14 protein-coding genes are annotated in these 17,953 nt (G+C 72.6%); 7 read left to right on the top strand and 7 right to left on the bottom strand.

The features are described 5' to 3' along the window. Positions 1 to 125: 125 nt before the first annotated feature. Positions 126 to 1,796, bottom strand: a complete 1,671-nt coding sequence (locus tag O7617_RS21745) for a CocE/NonD family hydrolase (protein WP_282257775.1) — start codon at positions 1,794 to 1,796, stop codon at positions 126 to 128. Between the two features lie 3 nt (positions 1,797 to 1,799). Further along, entirely contained in the window at positions 1,800 to 2,315 is a 516-nt protein-coding gene (locus tag O7617_RS21740; RefSeq protein WP_282264826.1) for a MarR family transcriptional regulator, read from the bottom strand. A gap of 126 nt (positions 2,316 to 2,441) precedes the next feature. Here O7617_RS21740 and O7617_RS21735 point away from each other — a divergent pair, with 126 nt between their 5' ends. After that, entirely contained in the window at positions 2,442 to 4,568 is a 2,127-nt protein-coding gene (locus tag O7617_RS21735) for an efflux RND transporter permease subunit (RefSeq protein ID WP_282257773.1), read from the top strand. 48 nt (positions 4,569 to 4,616) lie between these two features. On the opposite strand, the gene O7617_RS21730 is transcribed toward O7617_RS21735, so the two are convergent. Continuing rightward, positions 4,617 to 5,498, bottom strand: coding sequence for a lytic transglycosylase domain-containing protein (locus tag O7617_RS21730; RefSeq protein WP_282257771.1), 882 nt, complete (start codon positions 5,496 to 5,498; stop codon positions 4,617 to 4,619). A gap of 33 nt (positions 5,499 to 5,531) precedes the next feature. After that, the gene (locus O7617_RS21725; protein ID WP_282257769.1) at positions 5,532 to 6,935 is read right to left on the bottom strand and encodes a DedA family protein; all 1,404 of its coding nucleotides are present in this window, start codon (positions 6,933 to 6,935) and stop codon (positions 5,532 to 5,534) included. 133 nt (positions 6,936 to 7,068) lie between these two features. Between O7617_RS21725 and typA the strand changes: the two genes are divergently transcribed. From typA to O7617_RS21710, 3 genes are all read left to right on the top strand, one after another. Next, positions 7,069 to 8,937, top strand: a complete 1,869-nt coding sequence (gene typA, locus O7617_RS21720; RefSeq protein WP_282257767.1) for a translational GTPase TypA — start codon at positions 7,069 to 7,071, stop codon at positions 8,935 to 8,937. Between the two features lie 111 nt (positions 8,938 to 9,048). Next, the gene (locus tag O7617_RS21715; protein WP_282257765.1) at positions 9,049 to 9,891 is read left to right on the top strand and encodes a serine hydrolase; all 843 of its coding nucleotides are present in this window, start codon (positions 9,049 to 9,051) and stop codon (positions 9,889 to 9,891) included. Positions 9,892 to 10,125: 234 nt separating this feature from the next. Then, complete coding sequence (locus O7617_RS21710; RefSeq protein WP_282257763.1) at positions 10,126 to 11,181, top strand: IS110 family transposase; 1,056 nt, start codon at positions 10,126 to 10,128, stop codon at positions 11,179 to 11,181. A gap of 25 nt (positions 11,182 to 11,206) precedes the next feature. Here O7617_RS21710 and O7617_RS21705 read toward each other — a convergent pair whose 3' ends face one another. After that, positions 11,207 to 12,004, bottom strand: a complete 798-nt coding sequence (locus O7617_RS21705; protein ID WP_282257759.1) for a tyrosine-protein phosphatase — start codon at positions 12,002 to 12,004, stop codon at positions 11,207 to 11,209. A gap of 44 nt (positions 12,005 to 12,048) precedes the next feature. On the opposite strand from O7617_RS21705, the gene O7617_RS21700 reads away from it, so the two are divergent. Both O7617_RS21700 and O7617_RS21695 read left to right on the top strand, forming a co-directional pair. Then, positions 12,049 to 13,146, top strand: coding sequence for a dipeptide epimerase (locus O7617_RS21700; RefSeq protein WP_282257757.1), 1,098 nt, complete (start codon positions 12,049 to 12,051; stop codon positions 13,144 to 13,146). A gap of 60 nt (positions 13,147 to 13,206) precedes the next feature. Further along, positions 13,207 to 14,130, top strand: coding sequence for an NlpC/P60 family protein (locus O7617_RS21695; protein WP_282257755.1), 924 nt, complete (start codon positions 13,207 to 13,209; stop codon positions 14,128 to 14,130). A gap of 76 nt (positions 14,131 to 14,206) precedes the next feature. Here O7617_RS21695 and O7617_RS21690 read toward each other — a convergent pair whose 3' ends face one another. Beyond that, the gene (locus tag O7617_RS21690) at positions 14,207 to 15,205 is read right to left on the bottom strand and encodes a TerC family protein (RefSeq protein ID WP_282257753.1); all 999 of its coding nucleotides are present in this window, start codon (positions 15,203 to 15,205) and stop codon (positions 14,207 to 14,209) included. 475 nt (positions 15,206 to 15,680) lie between these two features. On the opposite strand from O7617_RS21690, the gene O7617_RS21685 reads away from it, so the two are divergent. Continuing rightward, entirely contained in the window at positions 15,681 to 15,974 is a 294-nt protein-coding gene (locus tag O7617_RS21685; protein WP_282257751.1) for an antibiotic biosynthesis monooxygenase family protein, read from the top strand. A gap of 122 nt (positions 15,975 to 16,096) precedes the next feature. Here O7617_RS21685 and O7617_RS21680 read toward each other — a convergent pair whose 3' ends face one another. Further along, entirely contained in the window at positions 16,097 to 16,954 is an 858-nt protein-coding gene (locus tag O7617_RS21680; RefSeq protein WP_282257749.1) for a helix-turn-helix transcriptional regulator, read from the bottom strand. Between the last annotated feature and the right edge of the window lie 999 nt (positions 16,955 to 17,953).

Here is a 17,953-nt window from a genome sequence, read left to right as displayed (position 1 = left end):
ACGACGTCACACCGCGTACGCGGTGCTGGGCTTCGGGCGAGCCCGGTCTGCTGGTGCACGGCGCCGGGCGTTGGCTCAACCATAGCCCGCAATTCCGGTGAATGCCCAGCTCAGACGGGCTCTGTTCAGATTGGAGCCGACGCCGGGGCAGAGTGGACGATCGGCAACAGCAGCGCCGAGGGGTGCGCCGGGTCGTGCAGAACCTGCCGCCATCCGGCACGCAGCGTCACCGCCGTACCGAGGGGTTCACCGGTGCCGGTGTTGCGCGCCCAGCGGGGATGGGCGCCACCGGCGACCTGCACCCGCAGTCGGTGTCCGGCGGCGAACCGGTAGGCGGTCGGCCAGAGCGGCACCGGCACCCGCAGCACGCCGTCGGGGCCGGCCGGAAAGCGCTCCGGCGTGACCCGTACCAGACCGTCGCACACGTTCCACGAGCGACCTCGACGGTCCACGTCGCACAGTCGCACGAAGACGTCCAGGTGCGACAGCTCGGAGCGGATGTGAATCTCGGCGCGGACCGGGCCGATCACCTCGACCGGCGCGGTCAGCGGGGCGCTGGTGTAGGTCAGCACGTCGGGGCGGGCCTCGACGTGCCGGTTGTCCACCGGACCGGCGCGCTGGGCGACGAGCAGCGGCCCACCCACCGACGGGGTCGGGTCGGCCGGGTCGTACCGGAACTCGTCCGGGGCCGACCCGACCGGCGGGCGCACCGCCAGCTCCCCACCCGGATGCAGGTGCCACGCGGTCTGCGCCGCCGAGGGCGGCCAGTCGGGTAGGTCCCGCCATCCGCCGCCGGGGCCGGTGACGTAGATGCGCACGGGCGGCCGGGACGGGACGGGCGAGCGCGGCGCGGCGGTGAGGTGCTCGTCGAGCCAGGCCAGTCCCTCGCGCAGGGCGGCCGCGAACAGGCCGGGGCTGCCGTGCGTCCACGGGCCGATCACCAGGCGCGGCTGCGCTCCGGTGGTGCGCAGCGTGGCGTAGTCGTCGAGCTGGGCGGGCAGGAAGATGTCGTGCCAGCCGCTGACCATGGCCACCGGCGCCCGCACCCGGGCCACCCGGTCGGCGAAGACCCGGGTCCGCCAGTAGACGGCACCCGGATCGTGGTGGCGCAGCCACTCCTGGAAGAAGGGGATGGTCACGCCGGTGGCCACCCGGTCGGCGTCGGCCAACGGCAGGTGCCGCAGCGCGGCGACGAGCCGGGGTTGCCCACGCTTGAGCTCCCACTGCCGGGCCGGCCACGGCACGGTCTGTGCGTGCAGCAACTCCGCCCAGGTCAGCACCGTGTCCAGGGCGAAGGACTCCCCCGCGTACGTCGAGTCCCGGGTGGCCGACGCGGTCACCACCGCGACCATCGCGCGCAGGTCCTCGTCGGCGTCGGCGGCCAGCGCCCACTGCGCGAAGCCCTGGTAGCTGACCCCGAACATGCCGAGCCGGCCGGCCCACCACTGTTGGCGGCGCAGCCAGTCCAGGGTGTCCACTCCGTCGTCGCGCTCGTGCACGAGCGGCGCGAACGTGCCGCCGGAGCCGTCGGTGCCCCGGCACGCCTGGATGACCGCGTGCCGGCCCCGGGCGGCGAGCAGCCGGCCGAGCAGCCGCAGCGGTCCACCCCGCCCGTACGGGGTGCGGATCAGCACGGTCGGCGCGTCCCGGGCCGCCGGGGCGTAGTGGTCGGTGCGCAGCACCACACCGTCGCGGGCCCGGACCGGGATGTCGCGGGTGACCCGCACCGGGCCGGGTCGGGTGGGTGGTAGCCGCAGCGCGGCGGCGGCGAGGCGGGCGAGGAGCCGGTCCGGCACCGGTCAGCCCGTCGGGCGGCGGGGCGGCTCGGGGCGGGCGGCGCGTACCGCGTCCCGATGGTCCCGCAGCGACTCGCCCATGTCGGCCAGGAACCGGTGCACGATCTCCAGCTCGTCGTCGCCGAAGCGGTCCATCACCGTGTCGGTACGCGCGCCGAGGGGCTGGAAGAACTCCATGGCGAGGGCGGCTCCCTGGTCGGCGTAGTGCAGCAGCACCTTGCGCCGGTCGACGGTGTCCCGGTCCCGGCGGATGTGACCGGCCCGCTCGAGCCGGTCGATCAGGGCGGTGACCGAGCCGGAGGAGAGGTTGAGCTGCTCACCGAGGCGGCCGGGGGTGATCGGCTCACCGAGCAGTTCGGCGTCCATCACGGCGATCAACGCCTGGAGGTCGGTCGGGTTGAGCCCGTGCAGGTTGGCGAAGGCGTGGCCGACCTGCTGGGCGTCCGACGCGTACCGCCGGAGGTTGTTGGTGATCTCCGCGACCAGCTGCTCGCGGCGCGTGTCGCGCCGCCGGTACATGCCGTGAGTCGCCACCTCGCGCCGCTTTCCCCCGTCGTCCGTCTCTCGGGTTGCAGCATAGAACAGCCGTCGATAATCTCGATCATCGAGATACTCGACTCCCGAAGGACCCCGAGGTCAATCCTGATGTCTGTGTTCACCAGAGTCGCCCGAGGCCGGTTGGCCGCCTGGCTCACCGTGGCCGCGGCGATCGTCGTCGCCGCGATCGTCTTCGGGACACCCCAGCCGGACAACCCGGCACCGGTCTCGGCCACCGGCCTGTCCGCGCAGTGGCAGTCGACCCAGGTGCAGCGCCTCCAGGACCAGCTGCCCGCGAGCGACGTGCAGCCGGCCATCGTGGTGGTCAGCCGCGGCGACGGTGGCGCGCTGAGCGAGGCCGACCGGGCGAGCGTCGACACCCGCGCCGGCGAGCTGCGCCGCTTCGCGGCGGGCGGCCGGGTCAGCCCCGCCCAGGTCTCCCCGGACGGCACCGTCGCCCTGGTCGTCGTACCGGTCGACACCGCCGGCGGGCAGGAGGCCGTCACCGCGACGGTGACCGACCTGCGCGACGCGCTGTCGGACCTGCCCGACGGGCTGAGTGCCGACGTGACCGGCGCACCCGCCTTCACGGCCGACCTCTCCTCGGTGTTCGACGGCGCCGACATCACCCTGCTCGCGGTGACCGCCGCCGTCGTGGCGGTGCTCCTGCTGATCACCTACCGCAGCCCGTTCCTGTGGATCGTGCCGCTGGTCGTGGTCGCGGCGACCGAGCAGCTCACCCTGCGCGCGGTGGACACCATCGTCCCGGCCGTCGGCATCAACCTCCAGCAGGGCCAGGTCACCGGCATCGCCAGCGTGCTGGTCTTCGGCGCCGCCACCGACTACGCCCTGCTGCTCATCGCCCGGTACCGGGAGGAGCTGCGGCGTACGGAGGACCGCTTCGCGGCGATGCGCGCCGCGCTGCGCCGCACCGCCGAGCCGATCCTGGCCAGCGGTGGCACCGTGGTCCTCGGCGTCCTCACCCTGCTGCTCAGCGAGCAGGAGACCAACCGGGCACTGGCGGTGGCCTGCGCCACCGGTGTGGTCTTCGCCATGCTCTCGGCCCTGTTCGTGCTCCCCGCCGTCCTGGTGCTGTTCGGCAGGGGCCTGTTCTGGCCGTTCGTCCCGCGCGTCGGGGGCCCGGCCCGGGAGGGACGGCTCTGGGGTCGGCTCGGCGCGGCCGTGGAACGCCGTCCGGTGGTGGTCGCGGTGCTGGCCACCGTCCTGCTGGGTGGTCTGGCCCTGGGTGGGCTCGGGATCCGCACCGGCCTGTCCGAGACCGAGCAGTTCCGGGCCGAGCCCGAGGCGGTGACCGGGGCGCAGACGCTGGCCCGGGCGTTCCCCGCCGGCAGCACCCAACCGGTGGCCGTGCTCACCACCCCGGGCGCGGTGGGGGCGGTCACCGACGCCGCCGCCGCCGTGCCCGGCGTCGCCTCGGCGCGCCCCGGCGACGCCGGTGCGGCGGTGGCCCAGGTCGACGTGGTCCTGGAGGCCGAGCCGGGCACCACCGCCTCGGACCGCGCGATCGAGGCGTTGCGGGCGGCGGTCGCCGCCGTTCCCGACTCCGCTCCCCCGGCCGTCGCCGGCGCCGACGCGCCGTCCGGGGCGATCGTCGGTGGCTCCGTGGCCGCCACGTACGACTCGGACGAGGCCAACGACCGCGACCTGCGACTGATCCTGCCGATCATCCTGCTGCTGGTCGGCGCGGTGCTGGTGCTCCTGCTCCGCGGGCTGCTCGCGCCGCTGCTGCTGGTGCTCACCGTGATCGCGTCGTTCTTCGCCAGCCTCGGCGCGGCGTGGCTGCTCTTCGACCACGTGCTGGACTTCCCGGCGCTCGACAGCGGCGTCCTGCTGCTCGCCTTCGTGTTCCTGGTGGCGCTCGGCGTGGACTACAACATCTTCCTGGTCACCCGGGCCCGGGAGGACGCCCGCAGCGTGGGCACCCGGGAGGGCATGCTCTCCGCCCTGCGGGTCACCGGCGGCGTGATCACCAGCGCCGGGGTGCTACTCGCCGCGGTGTTCGCCGTGCTCGGCGTGCTGCCGCTGATCACGCTGACCCAGATCGGCATCATCGTCTGCATCGGTGTCCTGCTGGACACCCTGCTGGTCCGCACGGTCGTGGTGCCGGCGCTGGCGTTCCTGCTCGGCGAACGCTTCTGGTGGCCCGGCCGGATCACCCGGGAGCCTTCCGCGGACGTCCCGGCGTCGCCGGAGCCGGTCGCCGCCCGCGACTGACCGACAGCCGCGACGGGGCCGTGGCGACACCGTCACGGCCCCGTCGGGTCAGTAGTCCAGGCAGACGCACTCGGTCATCAGCGCGCGCACGTTGCGCACGTACGACGGGTTGGGGATGGCCAGCGGCCTCCCCTCCTGCGCCACCGCCCCGTGCCCGTAGTTGTACGCGGCGATCACCGCGTTGAGCAGGCAGGAGTTCAGCTCGGTGGTGCACAGGGCCGGGTCGAGGCGGAAGTCGGACTCGAAGTACATGTCGCCGATGTACTTCGTGGCCCAGGCCAGGTAGGTGGCGCCCAGGTAGGCGTTGTCCCGGTAGGCGTCGATCTCGTAGCTCTTGTCGAACCGCTGGTTCATCCAGGTCGCGGTGGCCGGCATCACCTGCATCAGCCCGACGCCGCCGTCGCAGGCGTAGATGTTGGACTGCCAGCCGCTCTCCTGCCAGGCGGTGGCCTTGAGCAGGTTGAGCGGGATCTTGATGTCCGGTGCGGAGGACGGCCAGTAGGTGCGGCCGGCCGCGTCGGTCAGCGCCGCCTTCACCTCGGCCCGGGTCGCCTGGCTGCCCTTGTAGCTCGGCTTGCAGGAACTCGGCGCGGGCTTCGGTGGTGCCGGCGGGACCTGCGTCTCGGTGGGCGGCTTCGCCACCGCGAGGGGCTTCGTCGCGGTGCGGGTCGGCTTCTTGGTCGCCTTCTTCGTCGGCGTCGGGGTCGCGCTGCGACTCGGAGCCGAGCCCATCGACTCCACCGCGCTCGCCGACGGGCTCGGCTCCCCGGTGGCCTCGTCGGCGGGGGCGTCGTTCGGCGCGTCGGTGAGCGCCACCGGAGCCGCCTGGTCCTGCGGGCGCTCCCCCTTGTCGGCGCAGCCGACCAGCATGGCCGCCACCAGGAACCCGGCGAGCACCACGGCGCCCCACCGACCGGTCCGTCGAATCATGCCGCTGCCTCCCCGTGTGACCGTCGCCGCACCCTAGCAAGGTTCGACCGGGCTGCGGTGTCCCTGCGACGGCGGCCGGGCCTGGTCCGCCGGCTGCTCCAACTCCCGCACCGCACGGTCCCGGGTGGCCCACGCCACCATGAACACCACCGTCCACAGCACCCCGAGCAGCACGGCCGCGGCGGTCCCGCTCGCCGTGTCCAGGCCCAGGTAGAGCCGCGCGCCTCCGATCCCGAGCACCCCCGCCGCGGCGGCCGTCCAGGCGGCCACCGCCACCGGCCAGCGGGCGCCCCGGGACACCAGCCAGGCCAGGGTGCAGAAGCTCGCCGCGACCACGGCGTTCTGGGTCGGCAGCGGGGCGGACCCGCCGCCCTGCGGCCCGGTCAACTCGGCCACCACGGCCAGCACCACCAACGGCACGAACGCGCCCACCGTGCCGACCACGCTGAGCAGGTCCGTGCGCCAGGGCCGGCTGCGCCACGCCAGCACCGCCGCCACCAGCGCCACCAGCAGGATCAGCACCGACCCTCGTACCACCGACACCAGGACCGTCGTGGCGTCGGCGGCATCGGGGGTACGCCGCGCGGCGAACCAGCCCGCGATGGCGCCGTCCAGCGCGGCCAGGCCACTGTTGCGTACCGCCAGGGCCAGCAGACCGGCGATGGCGAGCCCGGCGCAGAAGAGCAGCAGAAGCCCGGCGGCCAGGTTGAGCAGCAGCGTCCACGCCGGGCCGATCCGCATGGCCACCAGGAAGAACAGCACCCCGTACCGCGCCGTGAGCCAGCGCACCGGGGGTAACGCGCCCGCCCGGGACAGCAACGCGCGTGCCGGGTCGGGGTTGCGACCCAACCATCTGCCGGCGAGCACCACGGCCAACAGCCCGGCCAGCAGCACCAGCGCCGCGCCGGTGGCCCGGCCGAGCAACCGAGAAACCGTGTCGTACGACTCACCGGCGAGGTGGCCGAGCAGGACCGAGCCGCCCACCCAGGTCACCACCCCGGCCAGGTTCCACAGCACGAACCGCCGGTACGGCATGCCGGCCGCGCCGGCCAACCGGGGCACCAACGTGCGGGCGAAGGCCACCCACCGGGCCGCGAGCACCCCCCGCCCCCCGAGCCGGGCGAGCATGGCGTCGGCCCGGGCCCACCGCTCAGGCCCGACCCGGTGACCCAGCCCGGCGCGCAGCCGGGGGCCGTACCGCCGTCCGGCGCGGAAGGCCAGCCCATCCCCGACGACCGCCGCGGCGATCATCGCGAGCAACGCCGGCCCGAGGCGCAAGGTACCGTTATAGGTGAGGAAGCCGACGAGCAGCAGGGTAGCCTCACCCGGCACGAGCAGGCCGAAGATCACCGCGGTCTCGCCCGCCACGATCAGCGCGGCGACCAGGTAGATCCACAGGGTGGGCAGACTCTGCACCCAGGTCAGCAGGTCGTGCACTCAGGCCCCCGGGACACGGGAGCCAGCATGCCAGCCGGGAGAACCACCGGCACAGCAGTTTCACCATAGATCAGGGGCACCTGGGGGTGACCCCGACGCGGCCTGCGCGAGCGCAGGCGGAAGGATAGAGGGTATGCAGCTTCGCACCGACCTCCGCAACGTCGCCATCATCGCTCACGTCGACCACGGCAAGACCACCCTGGTCGACGCCATGTTGCGGCAGGCCGGCGCGTACGGCGCACGCGGCGAGACGACCGAGCGGGTGATGGACTCCGGTGACCTGGAGCGGGAGAAGGGCATCACGATCCTCGCCAAGAACACCGGCGTGCGGTACCTGCCGGCGGACGGCTCCGACCCGGTCACCATCAACATCATCGACACCCCCGGCCACGCCGACTTCGGCGGCGAGGTGGAGCGCGGCCTCACCATGGTCGACGGCGTCGTCCTGCTCGTCGACGCGAGCGAGGGCCCGCTGCCGCAGACCCGCTTCGTGCTCCGCAAGGCGCTGCGGGCCCGGATGCCGATCATCCTGGTGATCAACAAAGTGGACCGGCCGGACGCCCGGATCAAGGAGGTCGTGGACGACACCTACGAGCTCTTCCTCGACCTGGACGCCGACGAGGAGCAGATCGACTTCCCGATCGTCTACGCCTGCGCCCGCGACGGCATCGCCTCGCTGACCCAGCCCGCCGACGGCTCGGTGCCCGACGACAGCACCTCCCTGGAGCCGCTGTTCCGCACCCTGCTGGACACCATCCCGGCCCCCGCGTACGAGGACGGCGCCCCCCTGCAGGCGCACGTCACCAACCTCGACGCCTCGCCGTTCCTCGGCCGACTGGCGCTGTGCCGGGTCCGCCAGGGCACCATCAGCAAGGGCCAGACGGTCGCCTGGTGCCGCACCGACGGCAGCACCCAGCGGGTCCGCATCTCCGAGATGCTGATGACCGAAGGCCTGGAGCGCAAGCCGGCCGAGACCGCCGGCCCGGGCGACATCATCGCGGTCGCCGGCATCCCGGAGATCATGATCGGTGAGACGCTGGCCGACGTGGAGAACCCGGTGGCGCTGCCGCTGATCACCGTCGACGAGCCGGCCATCTCGATGACCATCGGCACCAACACCTCGCCGCTGGTCGGCAAGGTCAAGGGCTCCAAGGTCACCGCCCGGATGGTGAAGGACCGGCTCGACAAGGAGCTGATCGGCAACGTGTCGCTGCGGGTGCTGCCCACCGAGCGCCCGGACGCCTGGGAGGTGCAGGGCCGCGGCGAGCTGGCGCTGGCCATCCTGGTCGAGCAGATGCGCCGGGAGAGCTACGAGCTGACCGTCGGCAAGCCGCAGGTCGTCACCAAGGAGATCGACGGCAAGACCTGCGAGCCGGTCGAGCGGCTGACCATCGACGCCCCGGAGGAATACCTGGGCGCGATCACCCAGCTCCTCGCCACCCGCAAGGGCCGGATGGAGCAGCTGGTCAACCACGGCACCGGCTGGATCCGGATGGAGTGGCTGGTCCCGGCGCGCGGCCTGATCGGCTTCCGCACCGAGTTCCTCACCGACACCCGGGGCACCGGCATCCTGCACCACGTCTTCGAGTCGTACGAGCCGTGGTTCGGCGAGCTGCGCACCCGCAACAACGGCTCGCTCGTCGCCGACCGGTCCGGCGCGGTCACCGCGTTCGCGATGATCAACCTGCAGGAGCGCGGCCAGCTCTTCGTCGAGCCGACCACCGAGGTGTACGAGGGCATGATCGTCGGGGAGAACTCCCGCTCCGACGACATGGACGTCAACATCACCAAGGAGAAGAAGCTCACCAACATGCGGGCGTCGACCTCCGACGAGACCGAGAAGCTGATCCCGCCGCGCAAGCTGTCGCTGGAGCAGGCGCTGGAGTTCTGCCGCGAGGACGAGTGCGTCGAGGTCACCCCGACCGCGGTACGCATCCGCAAGGTGGTGCTCGACCAGCAGCAGCGGGGCCGCGCCGCCGCCCGCCGCAAGCACGCCAACTGACCCACCAGCACCCGGCACCGGGCGCGTCGGCCGCTTCCGGCCGGCGCGCCCGTCCGTCTCCCCACCCGGGTACGCGGGCCCGCCCGCCCTTGATCCGCTACGGTCACCGGCATGACCTGGGATGATCTCGATGCCCGTCTGGACCGGGTGCCCGGCACCGTCTCGGCGTACGTGGGCCGACTCGACGCGCCGCCGACCTGGACCCGGCACCCGGACGCCGCCCACTACGCCGCCAGCACCATGAAGGTGGCGGTGCTCGCCGCGCTGCACCGCGCCGCCGACGCCGGCGAACTGGACCTGGACGCCCCGGTCCCGGTGGTCAACGAGTTCGACTCCGCCCAGCCCGGCGCGCCCCGGTTCACCTGCGCGCAGCCCTACGACAACGACGACGCGGTCTGGGACCGGGTGGGCGGCACGGCACCGCTGCGGTGGCTGGCCGACCGGATGATCGTGCGGTCCAGCAACCTGGCCACCAACCTGGTGATCGGACACGTCGGGCTGCCCGCGGTGGCGCAGGTGTGGGCGTCGACCGGTGCCCGCAACAGCGTCACCGGCCGGGGCATCGAGGACTTCGCCGCCCGCGAGGCCGGCATCACCAACACCGTCACCGCCGCCGACCTGGCCGCCCTGCTCGGCGCGCTCGCCTCCGGCGCGAACTCCCCCGGCCCGCTCGCCACGCCCGCCGCGTGCGCCGCCATGCTGGACGTCCTGTTCGCTCAGGAACACCGCGAGGACCTGGCCGCCGGTCTGCCCGAGGGCACCCGCATCGCGCACAAGAACGGGTGGGTACGCGGGGTCCGGCACGGCGTCGGCGTGGTGCTGCCCGACGACGCCCCGCCGTACCTGATCGCCGTCTGCACCACCACCGACCCGGACGACGGGGTCGACGACGACGCCTGCCTGCTGATCGCGGACGTCTCCGCCCGGGTCTGGGCCGCCCGCCACGACCTCTGACAGTGAGGATGTAGGAGCGGATCACCCGGCTGGTCTGACTCAGCCTCTGACTGACGTTGGCGTCTTCTAGCGGATTCGTCGGCCTGTCCGGGTGACCCGTTCCTGCACTCACCTGCGGGGCGTTCGTGACCTGATAGGAGCCTGTGCAAGAGGTCCCATCACTGTCCTGTCCGCCCGTCCCGGCGGTGCGTGCCGACCCTGTTCGGTGCAAGCGAGAGGGACGACGGTTTCAGCATGGCAGCCAGGAAGCGTCAGGTCACAGGCGGAGTCGATACCCACGGCAAGACTCATCACGCGGCGGCGGTTGATCAGGCCGGCCGGATTCTGGGTGATCAGGAGTTCCCGGCTACCACCGCCGGCTACCAGCTCCTGCTGGCCTGGCTGCGGGGGTTCGGTGCGGTGGTGAAGGTAGGCGTGGAAGGCACCGGCACCTACGGCGCCGGACTTGCCCGCTTCCTCACCGCTCGTGGCATCGCCCTGGTCGAGGTCGACCGCCCCGATCGGCGGGCCCGCCGCGCCAAAGGTAAGTCCGACCCCTTGGACGCGCTCGCCGCTGCCCGCGCGGCCCTGTCCGGGCAGGCCAACGGCACACCCAAGACCCGCACCGGCCCCGTCGAAGCCATCCGCGCCCTGCGGGTCGCCCGACGCGGAGCGGTCAAGGCCCGCACCGCTGCCCTCAACCAGCTGCACGGGCTGATCGCCTCCGCGCCCGACACGCTGCGCCAAGAACTCAACGGTCCGGCAACGACACTCGTCAACCGATGCGCCGCACTGCCCGTCAACGAGACCCGGCTCACCGACCCTGTGGAAGCCACCAAGGCGGCCCTGGCCGTGATCGCCACCCGGATCCAGACCCTGACCACCGAGATCAACCAGGCCGATCGCCGGCTACGACCCGTCGTCGCCCGCACCGCCCCACACCTGAGCGCCGTCTATGGCGTCGGCCCCGACGTCGCCGGACAGCTCCTGACCACCGCCGGCGACAACCCCGACCGGCTGCGTTCCGACGCCGCCCTGGCCCACCTCTGCGGAGCCGCACCCATCCCCGCCAGCAGCGGACGCACCGATCGGCACCGCCTCAACCGCGGCGGCGATAGAGCCGCCAACTCAGCCCTGCACACCATCGCCCTGGTCCGCATGCGCTACGACCCCCGCACCCGCGCCTACGTCGACAAACGCACCAAACAAGGACTCAACAAAAAAGAGATCATGCGCTGCCTCAAGCGCTACATCGTCCGCGAGGTCCACACCGCCCTCCTCGCCGACTTCACCGCCCTCAACACCCCTTGACTTCTATAGGAGCATCCCGAGCCGATCACTCCAACAGCTGCGCCCGCAGCGCCCCGATGTCCCCGTCGGTCAACCCCAACCCGTCGCGCAGGTACGCGTCGAACGAGCCGTGCACCCGGCGCACCTCGTCGTAACCGGCGTCGAGGTACTCGGCGCGGACCTCCAGCACCGGCAGCACCGCGTCGACGTCCAGTCCGGGCTGCCGCCGTCGCATCGCCTCGACGATCACCGCGCGCAGACTGTCGGTCAGCTCGTTGTTGCGCAGGTAGTCGGCGCGGATCGCCGCCTCGTCCACCCCGAGCGCCGTCAACAGGATGACGGTGAGCCAGCCGGTGCGGTCCTTGCCGGCGGAGCAGTGGTAGACCATCGGCAGGTTCTCCGCCCGACCGGCCAGCCGGACCGCCTCGGCGAAGCCGACCCGGGCCGACTCACCGGTGACGAACCACCGGTAGATCGCCGCCATCGCCCCCGCCGTGCCCTGCCGGGCCAGTTCCGCGTACGCGTTCAGGTCGTGGCCGAGCAGCACCGCCGAGACGTACGTGAAGACGGGGTGCTCCGGGTCGTGCACCGGCAGGCACACCACCCGTGTCTCACCGGCGAGCCGGTCGGCCGGGGCCACCGCGATCTCCGAGCCGTCCCGGAGGTCGACCACGCACGCCGGCCCCAGCTTCGCCAGCACCGGCAGGTCCTCGTCGGTGAGCCGCCCCAACGCGGGAGTACGGATCAGCTGCCCCACCCGGACCCGCCGCCCGCCCGCGCCGACCAGCCCGCCCAGCTCACGCGCGTTCGGTGCGCCCACCAACTCCCAGCCCTGCCCGGTCATCCGGTCTCCCCTCCCGCCGTGCGCCTGCGTATAGGGTGCCCGACATGACGATCTCGGAGGTACGCACCCACCGGGTTTCCGCCCCCTTACACACCCCGTTCGTCACCGCGCTGCGTCGGGCCACCACAGTGGACACCCTGGTCGTCGAACTGGTCGACTCCGACGGCCGGTCCGGCTTCGGCGAGGCGCCCCAGGTGTGGCAGGTCACCGGGGCGTCGGTCGCCGGCGCGGGGGCCTGCGTCCGCGAACTGCTCGGCCCGCAGTTGATCGGGCGTGACCCGGACGACCTGGTGACCCGTTGCGCCGAGGTGCAGCGCGCCGTGGCCGGCAACGAGGCGGCGAAGGCGGCGGTGGACGTCGCGCTGCACGACCTCGCCGCCCGCCGGCTGGGCGTACCCCTGGCGCGGTTGCTCGGCGGCACCACCCTGCGGGTGCCGACGGACGTCACGCTGGCGGCCGGCGACGCGGTGGACCTGGCGGCGGCGGCCCGGCAGCGGCGGGCCGACGGCTTCGGCGTGCTCAAGTTGAAGGTCGGTACCGACGCGAGCGGCGACCTGGACCGGGTGCGGGCCGTCCGCGCGGCCGTCGGGCCGGAGGTCCGGATCCGGCTGGACGCCAACCAGGGGTGGACGCCCCGGGAGGCGGTCCGGGTGATCCGGGGCATCGAGGACTCCGGGCTCGACGTGGAGTTGGTCGAGCAGCCGGTGGCCCGCTGGGACCTGGACGGGCTGGCCTGGGTCAGCGACCGGGTCTCCGTGCCCATCCTGGCCGACGAGGCGGTCTTCGGGGTCCGTGACCTGGTGGAGGTGATCCGCCGCCGGGCCGCCGACCTGGTCAACGTCAAGCTGGCCAAGTGCGGCGGGCTGCACCCGGCGCGTACCCTCCTCGACCTGGCCACCGCCCACGGCCTCGGCACGGTGGTCGGCTCGATGATGGAGAGTCAGGTCGGCATCGGGGCGGCGGCGAGCCTGGTCGCCGCGTACGGCACCACGGCGGTCCCCGACCTGGACGCCGCCTGGTGGCTGGCCTGGTCGCCGGTGCAGGGCGGCATCCGGTACGAGGGGGCGACAGTGGTGCTGCCGAGCGCCCCTGGCCTGGGCATCTCCGGCCTGGCTGAAGCAAAGGTGCAGGCGAACGGTTGATGATCGTTGGTTTTCTTCATAGGGTTCCCCCTGGACAGCCGACACGATCTGGGGGTTGACGTGGAGCTGCAACCGGGCCGTGAGGCCGTCGTCCGGGTCGCGGTGGCAACCCTGTGGACCTCCCCCGAGGCGGTCCGTCCGGTCGACCGCCCGGCACTGACCGCCCGCGCCGACATCCTGGCCTGGGTCTCCGGGATGAACACCGACCAGCAGGTCGGCGACTGCGTGCTGAGCCAACTCCTGCTCGGCGAGCGGGTCCTCGTCAGCGAGCTGCGCCCGGACGGCTGGGCCCGGGTCGTCGCCGTCGAGCAGCCCGCCGCCAAGCTCGACCCGCGCGGCTACCCGGGATGGCTGCCCACCGAGCAACTGACGGCCGTCGACCCGGCCGCCACCGGCACCGAACCGCCGCTGGTCGTGGACACCACCGTCACCGGGCTGCACGCCGCCCCCGGCGGTCCGGTGGTGCTGCCCGGCGTCGTCGTCGGCACCCGCCTCGTCCCCGCCGGCCCGGTACGCGACGACTGGCGGCCGGTACACGTGCCCGGCCGGGCCGGGCCGCTCTGGCTGCCCGACGACCACCTCGTCGCGACGCCCGCCGCCGCGCCGAGCGCCGAGCAGGCGCTCGCGGTGGCGCAGCGACTGCTGGACGTGATCTACATCTGGGGTGGCCTCTCCGCACACGGCATCGACTGCTCCGGCCTGGTGCACCTGGCCTGGCGGCGGCTCGGGGTGCTGCTACCCCGCGACGCCGACGACCAGGCCGCCGCCACCACCCCGCTGACGTTGGGCGCGGAACGCCCCGGCGACCTCTACTTCTTCGCCCGCCCCGGCCGCAAGATCCATCACATCGGCATCGTCACCGCCCCACCCGGAGACGGGAGCGAGCGGCGGATGCTGCACGCCTGCTACCGCCGCCGGCGGGTCGTCGAGGAGCCGCTGCCAGCCGACCGGACGGCCACCCTGGTGGGAGCACACCGGGTCTGACCGGCCGGGCGCGTTCCCGCACCCGGCCGGCTTTCCACCGCTCCGGCCGTCGCCTCGACCACGTCGGCGCGACGGGTCAGCGGCGAGCGTCGACCAACTCGCGGCGTCGGTCCCGGGAGGACTTGATCAGGCTGGCGGCGGTGGCGACGCCCAGCGTGCCGAGGATGACCAGCAGCGACAGCCAGATCGGGATGTGCGGCGCCCAACCGACGTGCTCACCGCCGTTGATGAACGGCAGGTTGTTGTCGGCCAACGCCTCCAGCACCAGCTTGACGCCGATGAAGCCGAGCACCACGGCCAGGCCGTAGCTCAGGTAGATCAACCGGTCGAGCAGGCCACCGAGCAGGAAGTACAGCTGCCGAAGACCCATCAACGCGAAAACGTTCGCGGTGAAGACCAGGTACGGCTCCTGGGTGATGCCGAAGATCGCCGGGATCGAGTCCAGGGCGAAGATCAGGTCGGTGGTGCCGATCGCGATCATCACGATCAGCATCGGGGTGAACAACCGCTTGCCGGCCACGTGGGTGGTGAGCTTCGCGCCGTCGTAGTCCTTGGAGATCGGCAGCGCCTTGCGGCTCCACCGGATCAGCACGTTCTCGGAGAACTCGTCCTCGTCCGGCTCGCCCTGCCGGGCCAGGTTCACCGCCGTGTAGATCAGGAACGCGCCGAAGATGTAGAACACCCAGGAGAACTGCGAGATCAACGCGGCACCGGCGGCGATGAACCCGCCCCGCATCACCAGCGCCAGCACGATGCCGACGAGCAGCACCTTCTGCTGGTACTGCCGGGGCACACCGAAGCGAGCCATGATGATCACGAAGACGAAGAGGTTGTCCACCGAGAGGCTGTACTCGGTGAGCCAACCCGTGTAGAACTGCCCGGCCGAACTGGCACCGGAGGTCAACCACACACCGGCGCCGAAGAGCAGGGCGAGACCGACGTAGAAGGCGACCCAGAGGCTCGACTCCCGCACACTCGGCTCGTGCGGGCGCCGACCAATGATCAACAGGTCGACGAGCAGGACCGCAGTCAGTGCGACAAGCGTCCCCGCCCACACCAATCCGGACACGTCCAACGTTCATTCCTCCGGCAGACACGCGGCGTCGGGCACACCGTACGCCTCCGGAGGGGCCGGTGTGCCGCTGTCGCTCACTCTGGTGACTGTCGGAGGTCTCTTCCGCCGCCACCCGTCACCGGGAGGCGACCAACGGGGCCGGGTCGGGACGCCGTGGTTCCGACGACCGACCGTGCTGACGACTCCGTTGCGGGGGAATACTCCCCTCCTCGGTGACCATTGTTGCCCACCACCGCGCGTGATCACACCCCGGGCGGTCGGTGGTCCCGGACACGCGTCACACCCGCCAGGTTTCCTAGGAGGCTAGGCCCTGTCGAGTACGACGATCGGGTCGGCGAGGGTGCCCGTCGACTCGGCGCCGACCACCATCCGCCGGACGAACCCGATGATCACGAGGCCGCCCTGGGGGCAGCCTCCAGGCTGGAACAGACCCCGGGACGCCAGCGCCCCCGCCCGCCGTGGGAGGCTTTCCGACATGGTGCTCGAAGTCGCGCTGATCGACGTACTACCCGGCCACGAGGACGCGTTCGCCGCCGCCTACGCCGAGGGTCACCCGGTGCTCGCCGGTGCGACCGGCTGCCGGTCCGTGCGGATGACGCGGGGCATCGAGTCCCCGACCCGCTTCGTGCTGCTCGTCGAATGGGACTCGGTCGAGGCCCACGAGGACAACTTCCGCGCCACCGCACGCTTCGAGCGGTGGCGTGCGTTGATCGGGCCGCACTTCGCCGGGCCGCCCGTGGTCGAGCACTTCCTCGACGTACCGGCCTGAGCGTCGCTGTCGTACCCCGGGCTCGCTGTCGTACCCCTCGGTTATCGTGCCCGCGCACGCGCCGGCCGCCGGTCCCGACGGGCTCGGGGGCGCCGGGCCCGGTGGCCGCGCGGCACGACGTGCTACTCGCCGACGCGGCGGGCCAGCACGGTGACCGTCTCCTCCGGTGACAACGCAGCCGCCAGCAGCGCCTCGGTCATCCGCTGGTAACGGTCGACGTCGAGCACGGTGGCCAACCGCACGTCGGTGGTCAACGCCTCGAGCATCACCGTCCGCGGGTCCGCCGGGTCCGGAAAGGCATAGCAGGAGTACGGCGTGAGCGGGTGCAACCCGCCACCGGCCACGCCACGGGGCAGCAGCCGCACCGTCACGTGCGACAGCCCGGTCACGGCCACCAGGTGCCGCAACTGTTCACGCCAGACCGCCTCGGGCAGGTCGCCCGGGTCGCAGACCGCCTCGGCGAGCACCGCCGTGTAGCGCGGCGGGTAGGCCCGCCGCAACACCTCCTGCCGCAGCGCCCGGGCGCGCACCTCGGCCTCCACGTCCACCTCGGGCGTGAGCTGCGCGCTGGCCGTGACCAGCACCCGGGCGTACGCGGGCGTCTGGAGCAGCCCCGGCACGACCGACGGCTGATACTCGACGATGTCGGCCGCACCCGCCTCCAACTCGGCGTAGGTGCGCTGCCGTTCACTCATCTCGCCCAGCGTCTTCCACCAGCCGCGACTGGTGGCCGCGTCCCGGGCGATCACGATCAGCGCCTCACGGGCAGGCGAGGGAACCTTGTAGATGTCCAGCAGATCGAGCACGTCGGCGAGGTCAGGACGACTCTGACCCAACTCGATGCGGGACAACTTCGACGTCGAGGCCCACCCCAGCCGGTCGCAGACCTGCTCCAGGGTCAGCGCCTCGCGCCGGCGTAGCTGGCGCAGCTCTGCGCCCAGACGTGCACGTCGAATGACAGGACTTGTCGGTAGCGGCATCCCGGCCTCCCCACCGAGGGAGAGTACGCAGGACGATCACCCAGTGCAATAGGTTGCTCGCAGACCGCAATCAGGGCATCCGGTGCCGCCGCCGACTCAGACCAGAGAATCCGCCGAAATCGCCGCCCCGCGCCCCGCGCCCCGCGCCCCGCGCCCCGCGCCCCGCGCCCCGCGCCCCGCGCCCCGCGCCCCGCGCCCCGCGCCCCGCGCCCCGCGCCCCGCGCCCCGCGCCCCGCGCCCCGCGCCCCGCGCCCCGCGCCCCGCGCCCCGCGCCCCGCGCCAAGATCCTCACAACATCGGGGATGTTGCTGCCTCCGACACGCGGGACACAGCAACATCCCCGATACTGCGCGGATCTTGGCGACGAACACCTGGTGTGGGGCGGCCTGACCGCTGGCGTGAAGGCGTCGTCGGTGGGGTCAGAATGGTGAGGCCGGCGCCGGTGGGCGATACCACTCACGGCCCCTATGGAGCTGATGTCGCAGACGATTCACCCACCGTCAAAGAGGCTCGGTCGAGGAGCTGATGTCGCAGACGATATGGCCGTCAAGCGAGGTTCGTCGCGGAACGGCCGGAGGGCGAGCCGAAGAGAGGGCCGGAGGCCGGTCGAGGAACGACCGTAAGGGCGGCCGCCTGGCGGGGCCGATGCGTGGCCGTGATGCCACAAACGATTCAGCTCCAAAGGCTCCCACCACCGACACAACTCCGAACCCGCCACCGACTGCCAGCCAACGCCTACCACCCAACGCCTGTCCGCCGGCTTCCGACAGTCAGCCCACGCCCGCCCACCAGCCGACGCCCGTCCGCCAGCCAGGCGCCCGGCCGTCAGGGCGCTCCGTGCTGCGCCGGTCGATCACGCCCAGCTAAGCGCCCGCACGCACCCAGGAATCGGGCCACCCGACGACGGCGGCCTCGCAGGCCGATGCCGTTCAGCCCACCCGTCGCATGCCTCGACCGCCGACGCCCGAGCGGGCGCTGGTTGTCGCCGAACGGCCGGCC

The organism is Micromonospora sp. WMMD1155 (genome assembly GCF_029581275.1).
GTDB lineage: Bacteria > Actinomycetota > Actinomycetes > Mycobacteriales > Micromonosporaceae > Micromonospora.
The sequence above is the reverse complement of the archived record's forward strand: the minus strand, read 5'-3'. Positions and strand labels throughout refer to the sequence as shown.

Bases quoted from the DNA above. Each gene is read 5' to 3' on its own strand.
- O7617_RS21730 (WP_282257771.1), bottom strand. From the start codon at position 5,498: ATGATTCGACGGACCGGTCGGTGGGGCGCCGTGGTGCTCGCCGGGTTC.
- typA (WP_282257767.1), top strand. From the start codon at position 7,069: ATGCAGCTTCGCACCGACCTCCGCAACGTCGCCATCATCGCTCACGTC.
- O7617_RS21735 (WP_282257773.1), top strand. From the start codon at position 2,442: ATGTCTGTGTTCACCAGAGTCGCCCGAGGCCGGTTGGCCGCCTGGCTC.
- O7617_RS21740 (WP_282264826.1), bottom strand. From the start codon at position 2,315: ATGTACCGGCGGCGCGACACGCGCCGCGAGCAGCTGGTCGCGGAGATC.
- O7617_RS21715 (WP_282257765.1), top strand. From the start codon at position 9,049: ATGACCTGGGATGATCTCGATGCCCGTCTGGACCGGGTGCCCGGCACC.
- O7617_RS21685 (WP_282257751.1), top strand. From the start codon at position 15,681: ATGGTGCTCGAAGTCGCGCTGATCGACGTACTACCCGGCCACGAGGAC.
- O7617_RS21700 (WP_282257757.1), top strand. From the start codon at position 12,049: ATGACGATCTCGGAGGTACGCACCCACCGGGTTTCCGCCCCCTTACAC.
- O7617_RS21710 (WP_282257763.1), top strand. From the start codon at position 10,126: ATGGCAGCCAGGAAGCGTCAGGTCACAGGCGGAGTCGATACCCACGGC.
- O7617_RS21705 (WP_282257759.1), bottom strand. From the start codon at position 12,004: ATGACCGGGCAGGGCTGGGAGTTGGTGGGCGCACCGAACGCGCGTGAG.
- O7617_RS21680 (WP_282257749.1), bottom strand. From the start codon at position 16,954: ATGCCGCTACCGACAAGTCCTGTCATTCGACGTGCACGTCTGGGCGCA.